Annotated in this window: 19 protein-coding genes; 9 read left to right on the forward strand and 10 right to left on the reverse strand. The window is 67.5% G+C overall.

The genetic code is table 11. The annotated features are described in order from the left end of the window. The first annotated feature begins 36 nt into the window (after positions 1-36). From E8A74_RS21675 to E8A74_RS21695, 5 genes are all read left to right on the forward strand, one after another. Entirely contained in the window at positions 37-1008 is a 972-nt protein-coding gene (locus E8A74_RS21675) for a hypothetical protein (RefSeq protein ID WP_136930956.1), read from the forward strand. Continuing rightward, positions 1005-2051 (forward strand): carbon-nitrogen hydrolase family protein, encoded by a 1047-nt coding sequence (locus E8A74_RS21680; RefSeq protein WP_136930957.1) that lies wholly within the window; start codon positions 1005-1007, stop codon positions 2049-2051. The genes E8A74_RS21675 and E8A74_RS21680 overlap by 4 nt, the downstream gene beginning before the upstream one ends. A gap of 65 nt (positions 2052-2116) precedes the next feature. After that, positions 2117-2392: a hypothetical protein gene (locus tag E8A74_RS21685; RefSeq protein ID WP_136930958.1), complete on the forward strand. Its 276-nt coding sequence runs from the start codon at positions 2117-2119 to the stop codon at positions 2390-2392. 13 nt (positions 2393-2405) lie between these two features. Further along, positions 2406-3056, forward strand: coding sequence for a class I SAM-dependent methyltransferase (locus E8A74_RS21690; RefSeq protein ID WP_136930959.1), 651 nt, complete (start codon positions 2406-2408; stop codon positions 3054-3056). 50 nt (positions 3057-3106) lie between these two features. Continuing rightward, complete coding sequence (locus E8A74_RS21695; protein ID WP_136930960.1) at positions 3107-4339, forward strand: hypothetical protein; 1233 nt, start codon at positions 3107-3109, stop codon at positions 4337-4339. On the opposite strand, the gene gloB is transcribed toward E8A74_RS21695, so the two are convergent. Then, a complete protein-coding gene (gene gloB, locus E8A74_RS21700) occupies positions 4336-5100 on the reverse strand; it encodes a hydroxyacylglutathione hydrolase (protein WP_136930961.1) in 765 nt (254 codons plus the stop codon). The two genes, E8A74_RS21695 and gloB, sit on opposite strands and share 4 nt — an antisense overlap. A gap of 189 nt (positions 5101-5289) precedes the next feature. On the opposite strand from gloB, the gene E8A74_RS21705 reads away from it, so the two are divergent. Then, positions 5290-7503 (forward strand): beta-propeller domain-containing protein, encoded by a 2214-nt coding sequence (locus E8A74_RS21705; protein ID WP_136930962.1) that lies wholly within the window; start codon positions 5290-5292, stop codon positions 7501-7503. A gap of 54 nt (positions 7504-7557) precedes the next feature. On the opposite strand, the gene E8A74_RS21710 is transcribed toward E8A74_RS21705, so the two are convergent. From E8A74_RS21710 to E8A74_RS21740, 7 genes are all read right to left on the reverse strand, one after another. After that, positions 7558-8064 (reverse strand): GNAT family N-acetyltransferase, encoded by a 507-nt coding sequence (locus E8A74_RS21710; RefSeq protein ID WP_136930963.1) that lies wholly within the window; start codon positions 8062-8064, stop codon positions 7558-7560. A 55-nt stretch (positions 8065-8119) separates the two neighbouring features. After that, positions 8120-9448 (reverse strand): hypothetical protein, encoded by a 1329-nt coding sequence (locus tag E8A74_RS21715; RefSeq protein ID WP_136930964.1) that lies wholly within the window; start codon positions 9446-9448, stop codon positions 8120-8122. Positions 9449-9457: 9 nt separating this feature from the next. Then, positions 9458-10603 (reverse strand): acyl-CoA dehydrogenase family protein, encoded by a 1146-nt coding sequence (locus E8A74_RS21720; RefSeq protein WP_136930965.1) that lies wholly within the window; start codon positions 10601-10603, stop codon positions 9458-9460. Between the two features lie 11 nt (positions 10604-10614). Continuing rightward, positions 10615-11829 (reverse strand): acyl-CoA dehydrogenase family protein, encoded by a 1215-nt coding sequence (locus E8A74_RS21725; protein WP_136930966.1) that lies wholly within the window; start codon positions 11827-11829, stop codon positions 10615-10617. Positions 11830-11854: 25 nt separating this feature from the next. Next, a complete protein-coding gene (locus E8A74_RS21730) occupies positions 11855-13009 on the reverse strand; it encodes an STAS domain-containing protein (RefSeq protein ID WP_232379690.1) in 1155 nt (384 codons plus the stop codon). 117 nt (positions 13010-13126) lie between these two features. Continuing rightward, a complete protein-coding gene (locus E8A74_RS21735; protein ID WP_136930967.1) occupies positions 13127-14266 on the reverse strand; it encodes an acyl-CoA dehydrogenase family protein in 1140 nt (379 codons plus the stop codon). 12 nt (positions 14267-14278) lie between these two features. Then, positions 14279-15460: an acyl-CoA dehydrogenase family protein gene (locus E8A74_RS21740; RefSeq protein ID WP_136930968.1), complete on the reverse strand. Its 1182-nt coding sequence runs from the start codon at positions 15458-15460 to the stop codon at positions 14279-14281. A gap of 231 nt (positions 15461-15691) precedes the next feature. On the opposite strand from E8A74_RS21740, the gene E8A74_RS21745 reads away from it, so the two are divergent. From E8A74_RS21745 to E8A74_RS21755, 3 genes are read left to right on the forward strand one after another with little or no spacing between them, the layout of a single operon-like run. Further along, positions 15692-16429: a hypothetical protein gene (locus E8A74_RS21745; RefSeq protein WP_136930969.1), complete on the forward strand. Its 738-nt coding sequence runs from the start codon at positions 15692-15694 to the stop codon at positions 16427-16429. Between the two features lie 19 nt (positions 16430-16448). Continuing rightward, positions 16449-16928, forward strand: coding sequence for a hypothetical protein (locus E8A74_RS21750; protein WP_136930970.1), 480 nt, complete (start codon positions 16449-16451; stop codon positions 16926-16928). Next, complete coding sequence (locus E8A74_RS21755) at positions 16925-17944, forward strand: hypothetical protein (protein ID WP_136930971.1); 1020 nt, start codon at positions 16925-16927, stop codon at positions 17942-17944. The genes E8A74_RS21750 and E8A74_RS21755 overlap by 4 nt, the downstream gene beginning before the upstream one ends. A gap of 85 nt (positions 17945-18029) precedes the next feature. On the opposite strand, the gene E8A74_RS21760 is transcribed toward E8A74_RS21755, so the two are convergent. Both E8A74_RS21760 and E8A74_RS21765 read right to left on the reverse strand, forming a co-directional pair. After that, complete coding sequence (locus E8A74_RS21760) at positions 18030-18254, reverse strand: hypothetical protein (protein WP_170229278.1); 225 nt, start codon at positions 18252-18254, stop codon at positions 18030-18032. A gap of 74 nt (positions 18255-18328) precedes the next feature. Beyond that, positions 18329-19360 (reverse strand): hypothetical protein, encoded by a 1032-nt coding sequence (locus E8A74_RS21765; RefSeq protein WP_136930973.1) that lies wholly within the window; start codon positions 19358-19360, stop codon positions 18329-18331. Between the last annotated feature and the right edge of the window lie 70 nt (positions 19361-19430).

The raw sequence follows: 19430 nt of genomic DNA on the forward strand, positions 1-19430 counted from the left end.
ATGCCACGACGTAACGCCGTAGTACGATGCGCCGCGATGTCGTCCACGTCCCTCACGGCGCCCAAGGGCAGCCCATCGACGGCGCTCGCCCCGCGCGCCGCCTTTCCTCGCGTCCGCGTTTGCATCGACTGCCGCACGCTCCTCGGCCCGAAAGAGGCGTGTGACGGCGGCCCCAAGCACCGCGTGACCTCGATCGAGACCCCCACCGGGCGCAACGTGCTGCGCACCGAGGTGTGGGGCCCGCCGTCCGTGCGAAGGCGCGCCAAACAGCTCGCGAAGGCCGGCGGCACCTCGCTCGGCGCAGGCACGATCTTCGAGGGGTGCAGCGGCTGCGGCGACTGCGGCGGCGTCGCGCTCGAGGGCGAATTCATCGTTGTCGTCGCCGTGATCGCGCTCATCGCGGCGGCCGGCGCCTTGCTCTACTGGATCATCGCCAAGATCGTCGAGGCCATCCGCGCCTACCAGAACCGGCCTCGGCCGAACGGCGGGCTCACGAAGCCTCCCTCGCTCGGGCGCAGGGCCGGGCCGAGCGGCGTCGTGCTCGGACAAACCAACATGCTCGCGCCCGCGACGGGCAAGGAGTGCGTCGCCTGGGCCCTCGATCTCCGCAACGAGCGTTTCCTCGGCACCGACCTCATGCTGCACGACGCCGAGACCTCGGGCTTCGAGGTGAAGCTCGACGACGGCACCCTCCTGCGCGTGCCCGGGGGCCGCATCCGCCTCGAAGGCCCGAAGAAGCGGGTCGATCGCTCGGACGCGCGGCCCCTCGAAGAGTTCGTCCAGACGATCTCGCCCGAGGACGACCCCGAGGACGAGGGCCTCGATGCATTCCCGTACGACACGGTGGACGAGGTCGTGGTTCGTCCGGGCGATCGGGTGCGTGTCTTCGGCGCGCTCGAACGCGAGGTGGATCCGGATGCGCCCGGCGGGTATCGCGCGTCGAACGCGATCCTCGTGCCGAAGGGCGTGCCTGCCTTCCGCGTGGAGCGCGACAAGGGGCCTTCGTGAAGGCCGAGCTCGCGGCTTGCCAGGTCCACGTCACGCCCGAGGAATACGCGTCCGCCGAGGCCTTCGACGCGATGCTGGATCGCATCGGCGAAAAACTCGCGAACGCGCGGGCGCGACGCGCGAACGGCGCTTACGAGCACCCTTGCCTCGCCGTCTTCCCCGAAATGATCGGCGCCTTCTTGCCGCTCGCCGGCCGGCTCGACACCGTCCGCGACGCGCGCACCGTCGACGAGGCGCTCACGAAGGTCGCGATCCGCTCGCCCTTTCGCATGGCGTCCGCGATGCTCCGCGGCAAGACGGCCCGCACGAGTATCGGCTTTCTCCTCGCGGTCGCCCCCGACGTGCAGCGCCTCTATCGCGAGGCTTTCGCGCGATTCGCGCGGCGCTACGAGGCGTGGACCGTGGCCGGCAGCGCGCTCTTGCCTCGCAATGCGCACGGCGACCTCGCCGATTCGTTTTCGCCCGCAGGCGGGCGTGTCTACAACACCTCGTACACCTTCAATCCCGCAGGCCGGCACGTCTCCGTCGCCCGCAAGGTGAACCTCGTCCCCACGGTCGAGGACACGCTCGGCCTCTCGCCGGGCCGGCGCGGCGAGCTCATGCCGTTCTCCACGCCGTTCGGCCAGGTCGGCACGCTCATCTGTTACGACGGATTCGCCGTCCCGCACACGGCCCGCGAGCCCGACTTCTGCCCCCTGCTCCCCCATTACGATGCACACGGATGCAGCGTGATCGCCCACCCCGCCGCGAATTTCTGGCCGTGGGAGACGCCGTGGACCTTCGGCGGGATGGACGGACATTTGATCCGCAAACAGCAATGGCTCGACGAGGGCCTCTTCGCGCAGATGGAAAGCGCCCCGCTCCGTGCCGTCCGCTACGGCGTGACCGCGCAGCTCCTCGGCCGGGTCTTCGACAGCCACTTCGACGGACGCTCGCACATCCTCGCGCACGACGGCTCCTCCGTGCGCATCCTCGCCGAGGCGGCGCGCGGCGAAACGTCGCCCGACGCCGAAGAGGTGCTCCTCTGCGTGGTCGAGGTGTAGACAACCCCGCGCCGTGGTCTTACCTTCGGGCGCCGGCGACGAGCCACCGAGGAAGCACCACGATCATGAATCAACCGAACCCGTGGATCCTGCTCATGGGAGGCTTCGCGCTCTTCAACGTCGCCGGCATGGCGTACGGGATCAAAGCGCCGGAGTGGGCGAAGATCGCGGCCGCGCTCGCCTGCGGGCTGCTCGGCGTCGTCTGCATCGTCCTCGCGTTCCAGCGTCAGTTCGGCAAGAAACCGGTCCCGCCGCCGAAGGTCGAAAAACGCGCGACGCGCGCGGCACGGGCTTCGTCTCCGCGCCCCACGCAGGCAGGCGACGCGGGCGACGTCTCGTAGAAAGGGCGCTCGGGTGACGTCGCGCGCGTCCGGCTCGACCTCCCGCGACGAAGCGCGCAGGGCCTTGCTCGCGGATCTCTCCGCGGGCCGCATCGTCTCCGACCTCGCCTTCGACCGCCTCTACCCCGAGCGCATCCGCAAACTCTCGAATCGATACTGGACGCCGGTCCACGTGGCCCGCCACGCCGCGGCCCTGTTCGCGAAGCACGGCGCGCGCCGCGTGCTCGACATCGGCGCCGGCATGGGTAAATTCTGCGTCGTCGCGGCGATCACGACGAACCTCGAGCTTTCGGGCATCGAGCAGCGCGAGGGCCTCGTCACGGCCGGCCGGGAGATCCTCGCGACGTATTCCATTCCGCGCGTCACCTTGATCCACGGCACGCTCGACGATGTCGATTTCGACGCGTACGACGGGTTTTACCTGTTCAACCCCTTCGAGGAGGGCACCTTCGCGCCCTCGCAATGGGTCGACCGAACGATCCCGCTCTCCGAGCAGCGCGCCTCCGAGGACGCTGTCCGGGTCGAGGCCGCGCTCGCGCGGGTCCGGCGCGGCACGTGTGTCGTGACGTTCCATGGATTCGGCGGCGCGATCCCCCCGGGATTCGTGTACCTGCCGGAGGAGACGCGCGCCATTCCGTTCCTGCGGCTGTGGGTGAAGGGTTGAGCCTGCGACGAGGGTGGCGCGGCCGTGCCTTTCGCTGGTAAGCTCACCTCGTGCAGGATGACTTCGATTTCGGCACGCGCTCCCGATATCTCGCCGCGATCCTCTGGTTTGCGCTCGCCCTCTTTTGCCTTGCGCTCGCGTTCGGCATGCTCTCGGCGCCTATCCAAGGGCATCCGGTTCTCGCCGTCCTCATCAAAGGATCCATCGTGTTGCTCCTCGGCGCCATCGGCATGGGGACGCTGGTGAGCGGCATGAACGCCCTCTCCGGCGCGAGCGGCAAGGCGCGGGGCGTGCCCGACGAGGCGCTCGCCCATTGCCTCACGTGCGGCGAGCGCACCCCGAACGACGTCGTTTGCCCTGTCTGCGGCGAGCCGCCTTGCGACCGGACGCGCTCGTTCCACGTCGACAAGCAGGGCTGGGGAGGCGCGGCGTTCGGCGTCGCGCTCTTCGGGGCCCTCTTCTGCCTCGGGCTCTTCATCCTCATCGGGCCTTATTACGACGGCGAGCGCCGCGTCTGGGTGCTGCTCGCTTGCGGCGGGCTCGCTTTGCTGCTGCTCGCCGTCGGCGGCGCGGGGCTCGTCGGCTCGCTCGGGACCTTGCGCAAAGGGCTCGGGGGCGGGTCGACCCTCTCGTATTCGGTGGGTGGCAAGGAGCGGCATGCGGGCGGCTCGGGGGCGGCGCTGTGGGGCAAGCTCGTCTGGCTCTCGGGGCAGGCGCGCGTGGTCGCGCCGCTCTCGCCCTACCCGGCGAACGAGGGCGGGTATCGGGTATCGGCGGGCGACATCGAATTCGCGGAAATGATCGCGACCCTCAATGCCGCGGGGATCGTGAACCTGGAGGACGTGACGACCTACCAGTTTCGCCTCGGCGAAGAACCTGCCAAGGAGGACGCTCCCCCGCGCGCCCGAGGCGACGGCCCGCTCCCGTTCACACGCACGAAAAGCCGATGCCTTCGTATCCGGCTCGCGCCCCTCTTGCGCACGGTGAGGCCGACAGGCGAGCCCGACGATGGCCTCTCGGACGTGTACTGCGTGGAGGAGCACCTCGCCTCCGAACCTCGAAACTCCGTGTACCGTTTCTTCGCGCAATACGTGGGCGACGACGTGATCAACGAGGTGGACGTCCGACAACTCCGCCACAGGCTCGACGAAACCCCCGTGCACCGCGCCCAGGCGATCACGCATGCGCGCGCCCTGCGCGAGGGCGGAATCGTCGTCGCGCAAGAACTCGTCGACGCCGTCCTCGGCGGCCTGCGCGAGGCCTCGAAGCAGCCGTCCGTCTAGCGGAACCCGTCCTTCGCCGCCCGCACCTTTCCGAGCGTCTCGGCCCCCTTCGTCCCGCCAAACTTCGCCCGCAAGCTCGGCTCGTCGACCCGCAAGAACGGATTCGTCCGGTGCTCCTCCGCCATCGTGGAGGGAACCGTGGGCTCGCCGCGGCTGCGTTTGTCCTGGGCCGCGACGAGCGCGCGCTTCACGTCCTCGTTTTCGGGCTCGGCGAACACCGCGAATCGCAGGTTGCTCACGGTGTACTCGTGCCCGCAATAGAGCTTCGTCTCGTCCGGGAGCCGACCGAGCTTCTGGCACAAAGAGGCATACATCATCGCCGGTGTGCCTTCGAAGAGCCGCCCGCACCCCGCGACGAACATCGTGTCTCCGGTGAACACGGCGTCGTTCACGACGTACGCGACCGCGCCCAACGTGTGTCCGGGCACGTAAAGCGGCCGAAACGTGAGACCTGCCGCATCGAACGGCGTCCCCTCCTCGACCCCGACCGTCTGCCCCGGAACCCGCCCCTGCGCCAGATCACTCGCGTGGCCGTAGACGGGCAGGTCGCCGAAGCGACCACGGAGCGCCTCGTTCGCGCCCACGTGGTCCCAGTGGTGATGCGTGTTCAGGATGGCCACGAGTTCCAGCCCCTCGCGCGCGAGGGCCGCGAGCACGGGCTCCGCCTCCGAGGGATCCACGACCACCGCCTCGCGCCGCCCCTCGTCGGCCACGAGATACGCATAGTTGTCGCTCAAACAAGGGACGGTGACGACTCGCATGCGGCACACCCTACTGCGCTCGCCGCCCCTCCTCAACAGATGCCGCCTGTGCCACGCCGTCCCCGCTCCCTCCTGGCAGGGGCGCCTCGATGGCACACTTCGGCACCACGGCACAGCCCCATTTCGTGAGGAAATTCGAGGGGCGGAGGCCGAGCGCTCGATGGCCCGCCGCTTGCTCAAAGGACCGGCATGATCAAACACGCTCGCTCCGCCTGGTGGCTCTTCGCTTCGCTGCTCCCCCTCACCGCGGCCGGTTATGGCTGCAGCGGCACGACCGACGTGCGCACGCCGACGACGGCCGAGGCGCGCGGCACGCTGCAACAAGCCCAGAGCTGCGCTGATCTCGAGCAGATGCTCAAGCAAGACGCCATCGCGAAGATGAACGCGCAGATCGACGCGATCATCGCCGAGATCGAGGCCAACGGCGGCTACTGGGGCTACCCCGATTACGGCTGGGAGGACAGCGGCTCGGTCTCGGTGGGCTCGGGCGGCGAAGTCCCCCCCTCCCCGGCCCCTGGCACCGGCGGATCGGGCGGCAGCTCGGGCAGCGGCTCGGGCAGCGGCGGCGCGTCGAACGGCGGCGACGGGTCGGGCACGCCCCCCGAGCATTCGGAGACGAACACGCAGGTCGCGGGCGTCGACGAGGCCGACATCCTCAAGACGGACGGCAATTACCTCTACCTCCTCCACGGGCAGAGCCTCCAGGTCCTGAAGTCCTTCCCCGCTTCGGATCTCGCGATCAACACGACCACGGCGATCGAGGGCAACCCGATCGAAATGTTCGTGACCGACGACCAGCTCGTCATCTACTCGCAGGTCGACGGCACACAGCTCTACACGGACGCGGGCGTGGAGCCGCGCTCGCCGTATTATGATTATTACGGCGGCGGCGTGGCGTACGACGGGTATTACAACCCGTACTACGCGCCGCTCACGAAGATCACGGTCCTCGGCCTCGACGCCGGGCAGACGACGGGCGTGCAAAAGGAGGTCTATTTCGAGGGCAACTACGCCTCCTCGCGCCGCGTGGACAAGCACGTGCGCACGGTGCTCTCCGGCGGCCAGCACGGCCCCGCGCTGAGCTACTACCCCGACCTCGGCAATAGCAACCCGCAGACGGTCGAGGAGTGGACGGCGGCGTTCGAGGACCTCCGCTTCAAGAACGCGCTCGCGATTTACGGCTCGACGATCAACGACTGGCTGCCCTACCGCTTCGAGAAGAGCAACGGCACCGTGTCGGCCATCGCGCCGAGCTGCAGCTCCTATTACGTGCCCACCCAGGGCTCCACGGCGTACGGCCTCGTGCAGGTCGAGTCGTTCGCCCTCGACAACCTCCAGGCGCCCCTCGCCGAGACGAGCATCGTCGGCGCCGTGCACACCGTGTATTCGAATGCGGACTCCCTTTACCTGGCGGCGCAGGCCTGGAAGGACCCAGGGCTCAACTGGAGCCTGCCCGTCGAGGCGGTCGACACCAGCGAGACGTTCGTGCACAAGTTCGACCTCGCGACGAACCCGGCGCAGCCCGCCTACGTCGCGACGGGCGCGGTGCCCGGCTACGTGAAGAACCAGTTCTCGCTCGACGAGAAGGACGGCCTGCTCCGCATTGCGACGACGCGGCAGCTCGCCTCGCAGACGGACTGGACGACCTCGAACAGCGTCTACGTCCTCGGCGAGAGCGAGGGCGCGCTCGTGCAGGTCGGCGCCGTCACGGACCTCGCCCCGGGCGAGCAGATCTATTCGACGCGGTTCATCGGCAATCGCGGGTATGTCGTGACGTTCCGCCAGGTCGACCCGCTCTTCGTGATCGACCTCTCGACGCCCGCGGCTCCGGCCGTCCTCTCCGAGCTCAAGATCCCGGGCTTCAGCGAGTACATGCACCCGATCGACGAGAACCACCTTCTCACGATCGGCCAGGACGCCACGAATGAAGGCCAGATCCTCGGCCTCGCGCTCCAGGTCTTCGACGTGACGAATGCGACGGCGCCGGCGCTGATGCACAAGTACGCGTTCTCGGGCTCGGAGTCGGGTTACTCCGAGGCGGCGTACAACCACAAGGCGTTCAACTGGTATGCCCCGAAGAACCTGCTCGCGTTCCCCTTCAGCGGCTGGAACCCGAACACGGGTGAGATGAAGAGCTCGCTCGAGCTCTTCAACGTGACGCTCGACGCCGGCATCCAGAAGCGCGGCTCGATCGACCACACGACCTTCTTCCAGGCCGATCCGTACGGCTACTGCAATGGCTACTACGGCGTCGACGTTCGCCGCGGCGTGTTCATCGACGATTACGTGTACGCCATCTCGTACGGCGGCGTGACCGCGAGCGACGTGAACAGCCCCGAGACCCTCGTCTCCTCCGTCGCCCTGCCCCAGCCGGCCCAGCCCTACGGCTACTGCGGGTTCTGAGAGCCTTACGCCGCGCCCCGGGGCTCGCTCCTCCCGGCCTCGGGGCGCGGCGGTTCATTCCGACGATCGCTCGCGCGTCATCTCGATCATCGTCGCGCGAAACCCGAGCGACGCAAAAAGCTTCTGCGCCGCCTCGTTCTTCGTAGCCGTCGCGAGCACGACGCGCGGCGCGCCGAGCTCCGATAACCTCTGAATCATCCCCACGCAGAGCGCGCGCCCCGCGCCGAGCCGCCGCGCCTCCGGCTCCACGTAAATGTCGTGCAGGGCGCCGCAAGCGTCGAGCAGCATCGTCCAGTCGCGCTTTTCGAGGCGCCCCCAGGTATACCCGATCACCTGCGCCGCGCCGTCCTCGCCCCGGGCCTCGGCCACGAGCACGACCGAGCCCTGCCGGCCGAGCTCGCTCGCGAGAAAGGCCCCGTATCCTCGCTCGTCGCCCATGGCGAAAAACCGGAGCGAATCGAGCGAATGATGAAACCGGACGAGCGCCGCGCCCATGCGGCCGAGGGCCGAAACATCCTCGGGCTTCGCCGGGCGAACGAGAACGGGAGCGGAGAGGGTCATGGGACCTCCTTAGCAACGGGTATACGAACGAGAAAGCGGACGGCTTCGAGCGTCTTCAATCGCGGAACCGGTGCCGGAGCTTCTCCACGCGCGCCTGGATGATCTCGCCGTGCGCCGCCTCCTCCAACGCCGCGCGCAGCTCCAGGTCGGCACACGCCTCCACGGCGATGCGGATGCGCCGCTTCGTGCCCTCGTCATTCGACTGCGAGAGCGCGATCGCCGCGCCGATGCGTCGCTCGGGCGCGGCGCCGGGGTCCTCCACGACCACCGCGAGATCCTCGGGCACGATGCGGCTTTCGCGATACCCGCCGCGCTCCGCGAGCAGGCGGCGCATCTCGTCGAGCCACACGGAAAAAGGTTTGTCCCGCTGATCGAGCTTTTCCAGGTCGAGCCGCACGACGCTGCTCTGCCCACGCGCGGCGCGGGCCTCCTCGATGCGCCGGAAGAGGATCTCGCGCCGCACGAGGTTCTCGTCGAGCACGGCGGCCGCCGTCCGGGCCACGCGGGGCGGCGGCGTGAGCGGCATGCTGCTCAGGACCGCGGCGCGCACGGGCAGGAGGAACTTCTCGTTGCGGCGCAGCCCGAGCAAGACGCCGTGAGAATGGCGGCGCACGTTCTCGATTTCCGTGTACGGGATGAAGCGCGGGCCGAAGTAGCCGTGAAACACCACGCCGTCGGTGCCGACCACGACCTCCCGGCTGCGCATGAATCGAAAGAGGGCCGCGACGAGCCCGAAGAGCCCCATGGATGGGAGGAGCACGAACGCGAAGAGGACGATCGGGTTCATCGGGCCTCCTTCGAAGGAGCTCGCCAGGAGGACCGCCACGAAAAGCACGGTGAGCGGCGTGGTGAAAAGCATGCCGGTCACGCCCAGGATCTCCCCCCACGGCACGCGCGACGCGGCGCTGGCGAGCGCGACGCGCATCACGCGCGCGGACGCCGCCACGCCCGCGGCCTCCAGCATTCGATGGCCCGTCTCGTCGTCGGGCACGTCGACCGTGACGTCGAACCCATCTTGCAGGCGCAACACCACGCGGCCCGGCGCCTCCAGCCAGCCTTCGGCGACCTCGCTGAGCTGGAACGAGCGCTCCCCCTCGCGCTCGGCGCGCACCACGATCGTCTCGCCCTCGATCGACAGCGATCCCGGCGAGGAATCGCCGCGCCGGCGTGATGGATTGCCGGCGACGATCGCCGCGCCGCCCGCGACGACCAGGCCGACGAGCATGCCCCACGAGAAGGCGCTCGTCAGGGCAAACCCCAGCACGGCGCAGAGCAGCGAGCCGACGAGGCTGCCGATCATGACGACGCGCGCGCGCCTCCGCCACCGCTCGGACGCGGAGAAGCCGACGCGCGTCTCCAACAATCGAAAGCCGTCCTCGGACAAACGCACCTCCTAGCCGTCGATCACCATCTCCGCGATCCGCCTCCGGTGATGCGCGGCGTCCCCGAACGCCGCGCGGCTCCACTGGGCGCGCTTGAAATAAAGCTGGACGTCGCACTCCCAGGTAAAACCGATGCCGCCGTGGAGCTGCACGGCCTTCGCCGCCGCGAACGCGTACGTGTCGGACGCGTGCGCCTTCGCCATCCGCGCGAGCTTCTCCGCTTGCGCGGGCGCGTGATCGATCGCCGCGGCCGCGCGGTACACGAGCGAGCGCGAGAGCTCGATCCGGGCGAGCATCTCGACGAGCGGGAACTTCACGGCCTGGAACGCGCCGATCGGCCGGCCGAATTGCTGCCGGATCTTCGCGTATTCGGTCGTCATGCCGAGCAGCCGATCCGCGCCGCCCACCATCTCCGCCGCGAGCGCCGTCCATATCCGCGGCATCACCCGGCCGAGGATCGACACCGCCGCGCCTCTCGCCCCGATCCGATCCGCGTCGCGCACCACCACGTCCTCGAACCGCACGGCCCCGCTCCGCCGCGTCGCATCGACGAGTTTGTCGGGTGACACCGTCACGCCCGGCGACGCGGCCGGCAGGGCGAACAGGCTCGGCCCCTCGGGCTCGGTCGCCGTCACGAGCACGAGCTCTGCGCTCGGCGCGTCCACGACGAGCTCCTTCGCGCCCGAGAGCAGGATCCGCTCTCCCTCGCGGCGCGCCGTGGCCTCGACGTGTGTATACGCCCAGCCCCCGCGCCGCTCCTCCGATCCTACGGCCGCGCGGAGCTTGCCCTCCGCGATGCGCGGGAGAAAACGCGCCTTCGCCTCCTCGCTCGCCGCCTCCTGGAGAACGAGCGTCGCGAAGAGCGTCCCGACAACCGGCAAGGGCAGGACCACGCGGCCCATTTCCTCCATCAGGACGGCGAGGCTCGTCATCGACATCTCGCTCCCGCCGTGCGCCGCAGGCACCACGAGGCCGAGCCAGCCCGCCTCGGCCGCCCGCGCCCATAGCCCCTCGTCGAAGCCCGCGGGCGTCTCCATCCATCGCCGCACGTCCTCCGTCTTGCAGGAACTCTCGAGCAGCTTCTTTGCTTCGCGCCGGAGGAGCGCCTGCTCCTCGCCATACCCGAAATCGTCGGGGATCCGAGCGGTGCTTTGCATGGTCCCTCTCCTCAGGTGCTCTTCGGAAGGCCGAGGATCCGCTCGCCCACCAGGTTCCGTTGAATCTCGCTCGTCCCGCCGCCGATGGTGAAGCCGAAGCTGTTCATGTACGCCCGCTGAAAATGGCCGCCGTCTGCCGCGCGCTCCGCGCCGAATGCATATTGCGCGAGCGGCCCCTCGAGCTCCTGGCCGACCGCCGCCGCCCGCTGCCCGAACTCGGTCGCCACGAGCTTGCTCAGGAACGGGAGCGCGAGCGGGCGCTCCTCGACGAGCCCGGGCACACGCGCCCGGAGCGCCGACGCGAGCAGCGCCTCCTCTTCGATCGCAAGCTCTGCAATACGATCTCGCATCACGGGATCCTCGCTCGCGGGGCGACCATCCCGAGACACTTCTTTGGCCAGCGCGACGAGACGCGCGACGTCCCCGCCCGCCGCGAGCGCCCCGCCCGTCGCGCTTCCTTCCGACGCGCCGCGCTCGAACGCGAGCGTCATGACCGCGAGGCGCCACCCGTCCCCTTCCCCGGCGAGCAAACACGAGGCCGGGACAAGGACGTCCTCGAAGAGCACCTGGTTGAAGCCGCCCTCGCCCGTCATCTTCACGAGCGGCCGCACCGACACGCCCTTTGATTTCATGGGGAACAGGAAATAGCTGATCCCCGCGTGCTTCGGCGCGCTCGTGTCCGTGCGCGCGAGCAGGATCATGAAATCGGCCCAGAGCGCCTGCGTCGTCCACACCTTGTGGCCATTGACGATGTAATGGTCGCCGTTCCGGACGGCGCTCGTGCGCAGGCTCGCGAGATCACTGCCGGCGCCCGGCTCGCTGAAGCCCTGGCACCACACCTCGTCGCAAGAGAGGATGTTCCGCAGGTAGCGTTGCTTCTGCTCCTCCGTACCCACCGCGAGGATCGTCGGCCCCGCCCAGTCGAGGCCGATGCGATTCACGATGAACGGCACGCCGGCGCGCCCCATCTCCTCGGCCACGACACGCTGCGACCCGGACGGCATCCCCTTTCCGCCATACGCCGCCGGCCACTCGACGCCGAGCAGCCCCGCGCCATACACCTGCTTTTGCCAGGCCTTGAGCCACAGGAATTGCTCTTCGGACTCGACCTCCAGAAACGTCTGCGGGAGCTTGAAGCCCGGGTCGGACGGACGGTTGTCCTGGAAAAACGCTCGCGCCCGCTCGCGCAGGTCACGCGTCTCGGCGGTGTCTCGGGTCGGGTCCATACGAGACGTACGCTACCATGAGGTTTTACCGCTGCGAAGAGGCCTGGATCGGGCTCGGCGCGCGCACGCCCATCGAACGGAGCGCCGTCTTCAGGCCCTCTTCGAGGTCGGCGACCGTCGTCAGCCCCGAAAGATCAACCCCGAGCTCCACGATGGTCTGCGCGACGCGCGGCCGGATGCCGCTGACGATCGCGCGCGCCCCGAGCAGCTCCGCGGCGCGCACGATACGCAGGAGGTGGTCGGCCGTCTCGGCGTCGAGCGTGTCGACGCCCGTCAAATCGAGGATCGCGAAATGCGCGCTGCGCTGGACGATCTCGTGCAGGAGCGCCTGCATGATCGTCGTCGCGCGCGCCCCGCTCACCTGCCCGACGATCGGCAACGTCAAGATGCCCTCCCATACCTGGATGATCGGGGTCGAGAGCGCCGCGATCGTCCGCGCCTGCTGCTCGATCAGGAAGGCATTCTCTTTTTCGGTCCGGCGCAGCGCGTCCTCCGTCACGCGGCGCTCCTCGACCTCCTGGCGGAGCCGCTCCAGCGCGACCGCGAGATCCGCCCGCGTGGCCGCGTCCGCCGCGAGGAGGCGCTCCAGATCGCCCTCCACGGTGCGATCCGAAGGGCGCACGATGAACTCGTCCGCCTCGTCGCCGCGGGACTGGAACGATATCTGCTGCGCCCAGCAATTCGAACCAAAGAGACGCGCGCAGAGGCCGGAGAACTTGCCGCCCATCATGCCCGAGCCCCAGCACACGGAGAGCGCGCGCTGGTACATGGCCTCCCAGCCGTTCGTGCAGCGGAATCGCCCGATCTCGCGCTCGCGATCCAGCGAGACGATCTCCCACAACCCCCAGCCCGCCGCCGCCGCGATGACCGCGAGCGAGGCAAACCCCTCCTCGAACGTGGGGAACGTGGTGATGTGCGCCCAGTCCCCGTCGACGCTGTCGCGCCCGCCGCTCTGGAGCGCGAGGTTGAATCGCTCGACGCCCACCATCCGCGAGAGGCCGAGCATGAGGCCGGAAATGGTGGTCTCTGTCCACATGAGCACGGACGCATGGCCGGCACAAGACAACATGCCCTTCGGCAAGTCGAACGACATGGGCACGCCGCCGACGCCGAACTCGACACGAGAATCAATCTTCGGTTGATCAGGGCCTCGGCCCCCCGAGACAAAGACGTCCGTCATGATCACCCCCCGGTGAATGCATCACGATACGCGTCCGGAACACGTTCGGACCCTCGGGCCAATCCTGAATTCAGCACCCGGGGGGTGCGCAAAACGCGCCGAGGCGCGACGGAGGGTTCAGAACGCGGGTTGCGCGCCGAATCGGGCGAGGTGGTGCTCCTCGTCGCCGAAGAGGGCGTTCAGGACGTGCATGCGCTTGAAATAGAGACCGATATCGTGCTCGTCCGTGATGCCGATTCCGCCGTGGAGCTGGATGGCTTGTTGCGTGACGTAGCGACCGCAAATGGCGAGCTCCACCTTGGCCGCGCTGACGGCGAAGCGGCGCTCCGCCGGATCGGGGTCCGAGACCTTGACGCTCGCGAGGATCGAGGTGCTCTTCGCGAGCTCGGTGCGGATGAACATGTCGACGGCGCGGTGCTGCAAGGCCTGGAACGTGCCGATCTTCACGCCGAATTGCTCGCGCGTCTTCAAGTAGTCGACGGTCATCGCGAGGGACGCGCGCATGACGCCGAGCCCCTCCGCGCACGCCGCCGCCGCGCCGAGATCCATGATTTCATCGAGCACGGGCGCCGCCGCGCCCTCGGGCCCGAGCCGGCTCGCCGCCGGAACGACCACGCCGGCGAGCGTGATCGTCGCGGCTTTTTGCCCGTCCATCGTGTTCACCGGCGTGACGCGCAGGCCCTCGGTCTCCCGCGGGAGCACGAAGAGGGAGATGCCGTCGGTATCGCCCGGAGTGCCCGCGGTGCGGGCCGAGACGACGAGGACATCCGCCGCGTGGCCATTCTGGACGAAAATCTTCTCGCCCTGGAGCACGTAGGCGTCGCCCTGTTTCGTGGCCGTCGTCTCGACCCAGGTCGGGTCATACCGGCCGCCGCGCTCGGCCCAGGCGAGGGCGAGGGTCGTGTCCCCGGCGATGAGCGGCGCGAGGTACGCCTCGTGTTGCTCGGCGCTGCCCGCGCGCAGGATCGCCGTGCCCGCGGCGAGCACGGACGCGACAAAGGGCTCGGGGACGAGGCCCGCGCCGAATTGTTCGAGCAAAATCGCGACGTCCACGAACGAGCCGCCGAGTCCGCCCGCGGATTCGGGGAACGCGAGCCCGATCCAGCCGAGCTCGGCCATCGTCTTCCAGAGTGATTTGCTATAGCCGACGGGGTCTTCCCGCAGGGCACGGAATCGGCTCACCGGGGACTCCTTCTTGAGGAAGGAGGCCATGGTGCTTTCGAGGAGCTTCTGGTCCGGCGTGAGGTCGAAATTCATGGCGAATCCCCGTCAGCTCGGCAGGCCGAGGATGGCTTTGGCGATGACGTTCTTCTGGATCTCGTTGCTGCCGCCATAGATGCTGGCCGCGCGCGCGTAATTGAACTGCGGGGGGACCGAGGCCTCGGCCTCGGGGATCGTGCCCGGCGTGTTGTGCCAGGAGAGCGCATCGTGCCCCATCACGTCCATCGCGAGCTCGTACATCTGCTGCATGATCTCGCTGCCGCGGATCTTCAAGATGCTCGACTCGGGCCCCGGCGCGTGGCCGAGCTCGGCCGACGCAATCGCCCGGTAATTCGCCATCTTGAGCGCCCAGAGCTCGATCTCCATCCGGGCGATCCGCGCGCGCCACGCCGGCACGTCGATCAGCGGCACGCCCCGCTCCTTCGTCGCCGCCGCGATCTGCTTCACGCGCCGCAAGGTCCGCGTCGAGAGCCCCACCGCCGCGATGTACGTCCGCTCGTGGCCGAGCAGCGCCTTCGCCAGCGTCCAGCCGCCGTGCAGCGGGCCGACGAGGTTCTCCGCGGGGACGACGACGTTCTCGAAGAACGTGTCGCAAAACGCCGGCGTCCCCGCGATCGTGAGCGTGGGCCGCGCCGTGACGCCGGGCGTCTTCATGTCGACGAGGAAAAAGCTGATGCCCGATTGTTTCTTCGCGGTCTTGTCGGTCCGCGTGAGCACGAAGATCCAGTCGGCGTACTGCGCGTACGTCGTCCAGGTCTTTTGCCCATTGAGCACGTAGTTGCCCTTGCCGTCGGGCTCGGCCGAGAGCTTGAGCGAGGCGAGGTCGCTGCCGGCGTTCGGCTCCGAATAGCCCTGGCACCAGACCTCCTCGCCCGCGAGGATCTTCGGCAAGAAGCGCTTCCGCTGCGCGTCGCTGCCGAACTGGAGAATGAGCGGGCCGACCATCATGAGGCCGAACGGGGAGAGCGCCGGGGCGCCGGCGAGCTCGAGCTCCTCCGTCAAGATGAACCGGCGCGTGACGTCGAGCTTGGCGCCGCCCCATTCCGCGGGCCAATGGGGCGCGACCCATCCCTTCCCGTGGAGGATGCGGTGCCACTCCATGATCTCATCGTGCTCGAAATGCCCGTCGACGGCCGCTTTCTCGCGGATGCGCGGAGGCATGGCCTCCCGGATCCACGCGCGGACCTCGTCGCGGAAGGCGCTCTGCTCGGGGGTGAAGGACAGGTCCATCAGGCTCTCCGGCTTCCGTCCATAGTGCGAACGGGCGCCGAAGGGAAGAGGCTCGTCGTCGGACGTATCTAGAACGCCGTCCCGTCGCGTCGGAGTATCGCGAGGGCGGCGCCGTCGAGCCCGAGGCCTCGAAACGTATAGAAGCAGGCTCACAAACTTGCCCTTTGGTGATTCCGAGCCTGTACCCTCCTCGGTCGAGCGGCGGCCGAGCGAGCCGGGGACGGAGAGGGAATGCCGAGGGTCATCGTCTGGATCGAGGGGATCGTTGTCGCGTGCGTGACGATGTCGGTCGTCCCGTTTGGCTGTGCGAGCCATATCGAATCTCCTCCGCTGAAACAAACGCCGACCGGCGAAGGGCCACACGCGCCGAACAAGACCATCGCGCGCCTGCGAGCGTGCGTCGAGGAGTACGGCGGGGACCTCGGCGGAGACGCCTTCGAGTTTCACTACGACGTGAAGGTCGACGAAGAGGGGCAGGTGGCCTCTGTGAAGTCGGACGTCTTGCATGCCGATTTCAGCGGGTGCACGCGGGCGGCGCTCCGGGCGATGGAGGTGCCGCCGGAGCTCTTCCGGACATGGATGTTCCAGCCGCTCGCTCGGGCAGACAGGCAGAACAACGCGGCGCGTGGGCTCGCCGGCAATCTCGTCATCGTGGGCGTGACCATCGCCCTGGCCCCCATCATCATCAAAGCGACCGGGGTGACGATCGTGTTTATGATCGGGATCGCGATCGCCGAGGAGGTCGTGGAGGCGGTTCGGAGGAGGAAATCAGAGAAGGACAAGTGCACGGACGGTTATGTGGAGTGCATGGATAGCAAGGTGGGTGACGAGCTTGGGAACAACTGGAATACATCCAGATGCGAAAACTGCTTCCGAATATGTCAAGACGAGAAGTCCTGGCCGCCGAGGGTGAGGATGTGGGAGGACTGGGTACCCTGCGGCCGCTTGGAACCCACCTGGCGAAAGTAGGACAGATATGTTGCGAAAATTGGAGCCGGAAGAGATCGCCTTTATCGAGCGAATCAACGCGGTCTTTTTGTCCGAAGAGCTGGACTTCGAGGAAGCGGTCCGCGAATATCGCCGAATCGAAGAGGAGTTCGTCGAGCGGGCAGGCGACAACGAGCACCATGTCGTGGAGACCAGGCGGCGCATCACGGAGTGGCTCCTGAGTGAGGCGCTCAGAGACGAGCAACCCCACGAGGTTTGCCGGGAGATCTGGCACGAGCTTTTGGAGCGTGGGTTCTCCGGCATCGAGAACCGCCACTGGATGAGCGGCATCTATGCACGGTGCTGCCAGATGAATGGCGAGTTCGAAGCCGGCCTTGCGGTGATCGAGCCGCTCATCGCCGAGGCCGAGCAGGGGCTCGCGGATCCGACGCTTCCACCGAACCCACGTGCCTTTTACGAACAAGAACTCACGAGGGACTGCAAGATACGAGACGAGCTCAAAGCCGGCATCCGAGGGTGAGCGAGGCACGTGGGTGGTCTCGACGGAGGACGAACGCGCCCTGCGGCCCACCTGGCGAAAGTAGGACAGATATGTTGCGAAAACTAGAGCCGGAAGAGATCGCCTTCATCGAGCGAGTCAACGCGGTCTACTTGTCCGACGAGCTGGACTTCGAGGAAGCGGTCCGCGAATATCGCCGAATCGAAGAGGAGTTCGTCGAGCGGGCAGGCGACAACGAGTACCATGTCGTGGAGACCAGGCGGCGCATCACGGAGTGGATCCTGAGCGAGGCGGTCAGAGACGTGCAGCCCCACGAGGTGTGCCGGGAGATCTGGCACGAGCTTTTGCAGCGCGGATTCTCCGACGTCCAGAAGCGCTACAACATGAGCGGCATCTATGCGCGGTGCTGCCAACTGAATGGTGAGTTCGACGCTGGCCTCGCGGTGATCGAACCGCTCATCGCCGAGGCCGAGCAGGCGCTCGCGGATCCGGCGCTCCCGCCGAACCCGCGTATTTTTTACGAATACGCGCTCCCGATCGACCGCAAGATACGAGACGAGCTCAAAGCCGGCATCCGATCGCTCATGCAACGAATCGAAGCGGTCTACTTCTCCGACGAGATGAGCTTCGAGGAAGCGGTTCGCGAATATCGCCGAATCGAAGAGGAATTTGTCGAGCGGGCAGGCGACAACGAAGCCGATGTCGTGGAAACCAGGCGGAGCATCACCGAGTGGCTCCTGCGCCATGCGCTCGAAAAAGAGCAACCCCACGAGGTTTGCCGGGAGATCTGGCACGAGCTTTTGCAGCGGGGGTTCTCCCGCATCGAGGAACGACACAGGTCAAGCCGCATCTATGCGCGGTGCTGCCAAATGAATGGTGAGTTCGACGCCGGCCTCGCGGTGATCGAACCGCTCATCGCCGAGTCCGAGCAGGAGCCCGAGGATGCGGCGCTCCCGGACCCGCATGCATTTTATGAACACGCGCTTGAGAAGCACCGCGAGATACGAGACGAACTCAAAGCCGGTATCCGACGGTGAGCGGCGCACGTGGGGAAGGTCGCTCCACCTCCGCCCGGAGGTCGCTCCACCTCCGAACGGAGGTCGCTCCACCTCCTCCAAGAGGTCACCCCCCTCCACTCGGCGGCCGGCCTGGCTCCCCGAGGAGGTCCACCTCCTCCGCCTCGAAGTCGGCTGACTCCGCCCGGAAATCAGCTTCCCCCCCCAGGAAACCGTCCACCTCCGCCAGGAGATGCAGCACCTCCGATGTGCGGTTGTTCACCTCCGGGAGAAGCCCCCGCATCCCCTTCCGGACGTCCGGAGCCTCCGGGAAGAGGTCGTCGAACGCCAAGGAGGGGTCCTCCACCGCCGAGGAGACATCCTCGATCTCCGGAAAGAGGTTGTCTACCTCCGCTGGGGAGAGCCCTACGGCGTCGTCGCGGTGAACTGCACGCCGCCGCCATCCTTGGCGATCTGTGGCGTGATGATGACGTTGGGGGGAGGCTCCGGGGGACGGCTCGCAATCCCGATGATCAGGCCCGTCAGGGAGAGCCCTCCCACGATGCCGCCCACCGTGGCAACCCCTGTCCACGTGGCAGCAGCCGATTTCGATTCCGCATTGTTCACCTGGACAAGGCCAACCGCCAGGGCCCCCAATCCGAGCCCCATTCCGACGCCGCTGGCAATCATGAGGCTCTGAGGCCACGTGGATTGATCCGCCTTCGCTCCATTCGACAAGTTCGCATTGATATTAAAATGAATCGGCGGGGTGGGAAACTGGACATATTGCGCATGGATGCGCTGCTGCATCGCGATCCGTAGCTCCTTTCGTTCCCCGGCTTTGATGTCCACGTGCGTCTCGTTCATCCAGTACCCGGAAGCGTTCGCTTTGATCTCGTGGCTCCCGGGCTCGACATAGATCTCGTCGTGGTAGGGCCAGTCCATCACGAGTTCCCCGTCCACCGTGATGCGCACGCCGGCGATGTTGATCCGGAGCGCGATCGTCCCGAGGCGCTTCGCGCAGTAGGCCAATACCGTCCGGACCTCCGTGACCGGGTGCAACTTGTAGTCGCGCAGGGCCCAGAACGCGATGACGTCCTGGATGTTGCGTGCGCAAGGGAGGAACAAACCTGCACGCGCCTGGGCCAAACCAAGCTCCAATTGTGTATCCGGCAGGCTGTTGTGCGCGTAGGCATCCTGGTACTTTTCGAGCGCCGCCGCGACCTTGCCTGCTTTCTCCAACGCCTGCGCCTCCAGGAGGAGCTTCCTCGTCGATTCGTGGAAGGTCGTCATGAGGGCGCGATCGGTCGTGTACACGGTGTACGGGATCTCCAATTTCTCGGGCACCTGGATAGGTTCCGTGGGGGCCGGAGCGCCGGCCCCTTCCTCGGCCAGCGACACCGACGAGGAGACCGAGACCGCGAGGAGGAGCGTGCTTGCGAGGAGAAGGTGCTTCATGAGAGGCACGCTACACCCGCCCTCCTAGGCTGGTCAAGACGAACCGTTTGCCCGCGGCACGTCGTCAAAC

Origin of the sequence: Polyangium fumosum (assembly GCF_005144585.1) — a bacterium.
Taxonomy (GTDB): Bacteria; Myxococcota_A; Polyangia; order Polyangiales; family Polyangiaceae; genus Polyangium; species Polyangium fumosum.

What these genes read in the sequence shown, in the direction of transcription:
- E8A74_RS21675 (WP_136930956.1), top strand. Translation starts at nt 37, where the DNA reads ATGTCGTCCACGTCCCTCACGGCGCCCAAGGGCAGCCCATCGACGGCG.
- E8A74_RS21685 (WP_136930958.1), top strand. Translation starts at nt 2,117, where the DNA reads ATGAATCAACCGAACCCGTGGATCCTGCTCATGGGAGGCTTCGCGCTC.
- gloB (WP_136930961.1), bottom strand. Translation starts at nt 5,100, where the DNA reads ATGCGAGTCGTCACCGTCCCTTGTTTGAGCGACAACTATGCGTATCTC.
- E8A74_RS21705 (WP_136930962.1), top strand. Translation starts at nt 5,290, where the DNA reads ATGATCAAACACGCTCGCTCCGCCTGGTGGCTCTTCGCTTCGCTGCTC.
- E8A74_RS21710 (WP_136930963.1), bottom strand. Translation starts at nt 8,064, where the DNA reads ATGACCCTCTCCGCTCCCGTTCTCGTTCGCCCGGCGAAGCCCGAGGAT.
- E8A74_RS21720 (WP_136930965.1), bottom strand. Translation starts at nt 10,603, where the DNA reads ATGCAAAGCACCGCTCGGATCCCCGACGATTTCGGGTATGGCGAGGAG.
- E8A74_RS21725 (WP_136930966.1), bottom strand. Translation starts at nt 11,829, where the DNA reads ATGGACCCGACCCGAGACACCGCCGAGACGCGTGACCTGCGCGAGCGG.
- E8A74_RS21730 (WP_232379690.1), bottom strand. Translation starts at nt 13,009, where the DNA reads ATGACGGACGTCTTTGTCTCGGGGGGCCGAGGCCCTGATCAACCGAAG.
- E8A74_RS21735 (WP_136930967.1), bottom strand. Translation starts at nt 14,266, where the DNA reads ATGAATTTCGACCTCACGCCGGACCAGAAGCTCCTCGAAAGCACCATG.
- E8A74_RS21740 (WP_136930968.1), bottom strand. Translation starts at nt 15,460, where the DNA reads ATGGACCTGTCCTTCACCCCCGAGCAGAGCGCCTTCCGCGACGAGGTC.
- E8A74_RS21745 (WP_136930969.1), top strand. Translation starts at nt 15,692, where the DNA reads ATGCCGAGGGTCATCGTCTGGATCGAGGGGATCGTTGTCGCGTGCGTG.
- E8A74_RS21765 (WP_136930973.1), bottom strand. Translation starts at nt 19,360, where the DNA reads ATGAAGCACCTTCTCCTCGCAAGCACGCTCCTCCTCGCGGTCTCGGTC.